The organism is Pseudomonas sp. GM24, from assembly GCF_000282235.1.
Classification (GTDB): domain Bacteria; phylum Pseudomonadota; class Gammaproteobacteria; order Pseudomonadales; family Pseudomonadaceae; genus Aquipseudomonas.
Genome location: NZ_AKJR01000257.1, coordinates 1 through 2533, shown reverse-complemented (window position 1 = coordinate 2533; position 2533 = coordinate 1). Strand labels below are relative to the sequence as shown.

Below are 2533 nucleotides of genomic sequence, written 5' to 3'. Positions count from 1 at the left end.
AGGCTGCGATCTTTTGATCTTGCTGTTGATTTTAAAAAACAAAATCAAAAGATCGCAGCCTTCGGCAGCTCCTACAGGTTTACCGTGCGCACCCGGAGTTATTTACATGACGGCCCACGCCGACCTTTCGCCGACCCTCCAACTCGCCATCGACCTGATCCGCCGTCCGTCCGTGACGCCGGTCGACGCCGATTGCCAGAAGCAGATGATGCAGCGCCTGGGCGATGCCGGTTTCACTCTCGAGCCGATGCGCATCGAAGATGTGGATAACTTCTGGGCGACCCACGGCAGCAACGACGGCCCGGTGCTGTGCTTCGCTGGCCACACCGACGTGGTGCCGACCGGTCCGGTGACCGCGTGGCAGATCGACCCGTTCAACGCGGTGATCGACGAACACGGCATGCTCTGCGGCCGTGGCGCGGCAGACATGAAAGGCAGCCTAGCGTCGATGACCGTTGCCGCCGAGCGCTTTGTCGCCGACTACCCGAACCACAAGGGCAAGGTCGCGTTCCTGATCACCAGCGACGAAGAAGGCCCGGCACACCACGGCACTAAGGCTGTGGTCGAGCGTCTGGCGGCACGCAACGAGCGTCTGGACTGGTGCATCGTCGGCGAACCGTCGAGCACCACTCTGGTCGGCGACGTGGTTAAGAACGGCCGTCGCGGCTCGCTGGGCGCCAAGCTCACGGTCAAAGGCATTCAGGGTCACGTCGCCTATCCGCATCTGGCCAAAAACCCGATCCACCTCGCCGCTCCAGCGCTGGCCGAACTGGCCGCCGAGCATTGGGATCACGGCAACGATTTCTTCCCGCCGACCAGCTTCCAGATCTCCAACGTCAACTCCGGCACCGGCGCGACCAACGTGATTCCAGGTGATCTGGTGGCGGTGTTCAACTTCCGTTTCTCCACCGAATCGACCGTTGAAGGCCTGCAGAAGCGTGTGGCCGATATTCTCGACAAGCACGATCTGGACTGGCACATCGACTGGGCGCTGTCCGGCCTGCCGTTCCTCACCGAACCGGGCGCACTGCTCGATGCGGTGTCCGCGAGCATCAAGGACATCACCGGTCGCGAGACCAAAGCGTCCACCAGCGGCGGTACTTCCGATGGCCGCTTCATTGCGACCATGGGCACGCAGGTGGTTGAACTGGGGCCGGTCAACGCGACCATTCACCAGGTCAACGAACGCGTGCTGGCAGCCGATCTCGACGTGCTGACCGAGATCTACTACCAGACCCTGATCAAGTTGCTCGCCTGATGCTTGCTTGCCCCATTTGCAGTGAACCGCTGAATACAGTGGACAACGGCGTGGTCTGCCCCGCCGGCCACCGCTTCGACCGCGCGCGGCAGGGTTATCTGAACCTGCTGCCGGTGCAACACAAGAACAGCCGCGACCCTGGTGACAACCAGGCCATGGTCGAGGCGCGCCGTGACTTCTTGAACGCCGGCCATTACGCGCCGGTGGCCAAGCGTCTGGCCGAACTGGCAGCGAGTTATGCGCCGGATCGCTGGGTCGACATCGGTTGCGGCGAGGGTTATTACACCGCGCAAATCGCCGAGGCCTTGCCGAACGCGGATGGCTACGCACTGGATATTTCCCGTGAAGCGGTCAAACGCGCCTGCAAACGTAATCCGGCGATTAGCTGGTTGATCGCCAGCATGGCCCGCGTGCCGTTGGCGTCGGGCAGTTGCCAGTTTCTCGCCAGTGTTTTCAGTCCGCTGGACTGGGAAGAAGCCAAGCGCCTGCTCAGTGTCGGCGGCGGTCTGATGAAAGTCGGCCCGACCAGCGGCCACCTGATGGAATTGCGCGAACGCCTGTACGACGAAGTGCGCGAATACACCGACGACAAGCACCTGGCCCTGGTGCCGGAAGGCATGGCGCTGGCGCACAGTGAAACCCTGGAATTCAAACTGACACTGGACAAGCCCGAGGATCGCGCCAACCTGTTGGCGATGACACCCCACGGCTGGCGCGCCAGTGCCGAGCGTCGCGCGGCGGTGATCGAACAGGCCGAGCCGTTCGAGACCACCGTGTCGATGCGCTACGATTATTTCGTTCTTCAATAACTTTTGGTCTCGGGCGATTGCCCGGGGCCGGCTAAATCCGCGAATGGATTTTTCAGACCCGCAGTGAGGACATCCATGCGCCAACCGGATATCGAGATTTACCTGAAAGACGCCGACGTCGACCACAAGGCCATTTCGGCCTGGCTGGGCGCCGCGTTGGGCCCGTGCAGTGACTGGGTACAGAAAGGCCAGACCTACAAGTGCAAGGCCGGCAACGTGCCGGTGACCTGGCTACCGAAAGCGGTGGGCAAATGGAACAGCCTGTACCTGGAAAGCGACCAGACGCCGTGGGACGACGACATCGCCTGCGCCCGCGCTGCATTCGCTGCGCTGAACGTGGAAGTGCGTTGCGCACCGGGCACGTGGGTTGAAGAAGAAGGCGAGGAAACGGCGGATCGCTGGATGCGCATCAGCGCCGATGGTGAAGAAGAAATCACCTGGAAAACTGCCTAAAAGCAAAAGATCG

General features: G+C 61.9%; 3 protein-coding genes. All 3 read left to right on the top strand.

Translation table 11 applies throughout. The features are described from left to right. Nucleotides 1–106: 106 nt before the first annotated feature. Nucleotides 107–1258: a succinyl-diaminopimelate desuccinylase gene (gene dapE, locus PMI23_RS25655; protein WP_007908867.1), complete on the top strand. Its 1152-nt coding sequence runs from the start codon at nucleotides 107–109 to the stop codon at nucleotides 1256–1258. After that, nucleotides 1258–2067 (top strand): putative RNA methyltransferase, encoded by an 810-nt coding sequence (locus tag PMI23_RS25650; protein ID WP_007908868.1) that lies wholly within the window; start codon nucleotides 1258–1260, stop codon nucleotides 2065–2067. Before dapE ends, PMI23_RS25650 begins: the two co-directional genes overlap by 1 nt. A 75-nt stretch (nucleotides 2068–2142) precedes the next feature. After that, a complete protein-coding gene (locus PMI23_RS25645) occupies nucleotides 2143–2520 on the top strand; it encodes a hypothetical protein (protein ID WP_007908869.1) in 378 nt (125 codons plus the stop codon). Nucleotides 2521–2533: the final 13 nt, after the last annotated feature.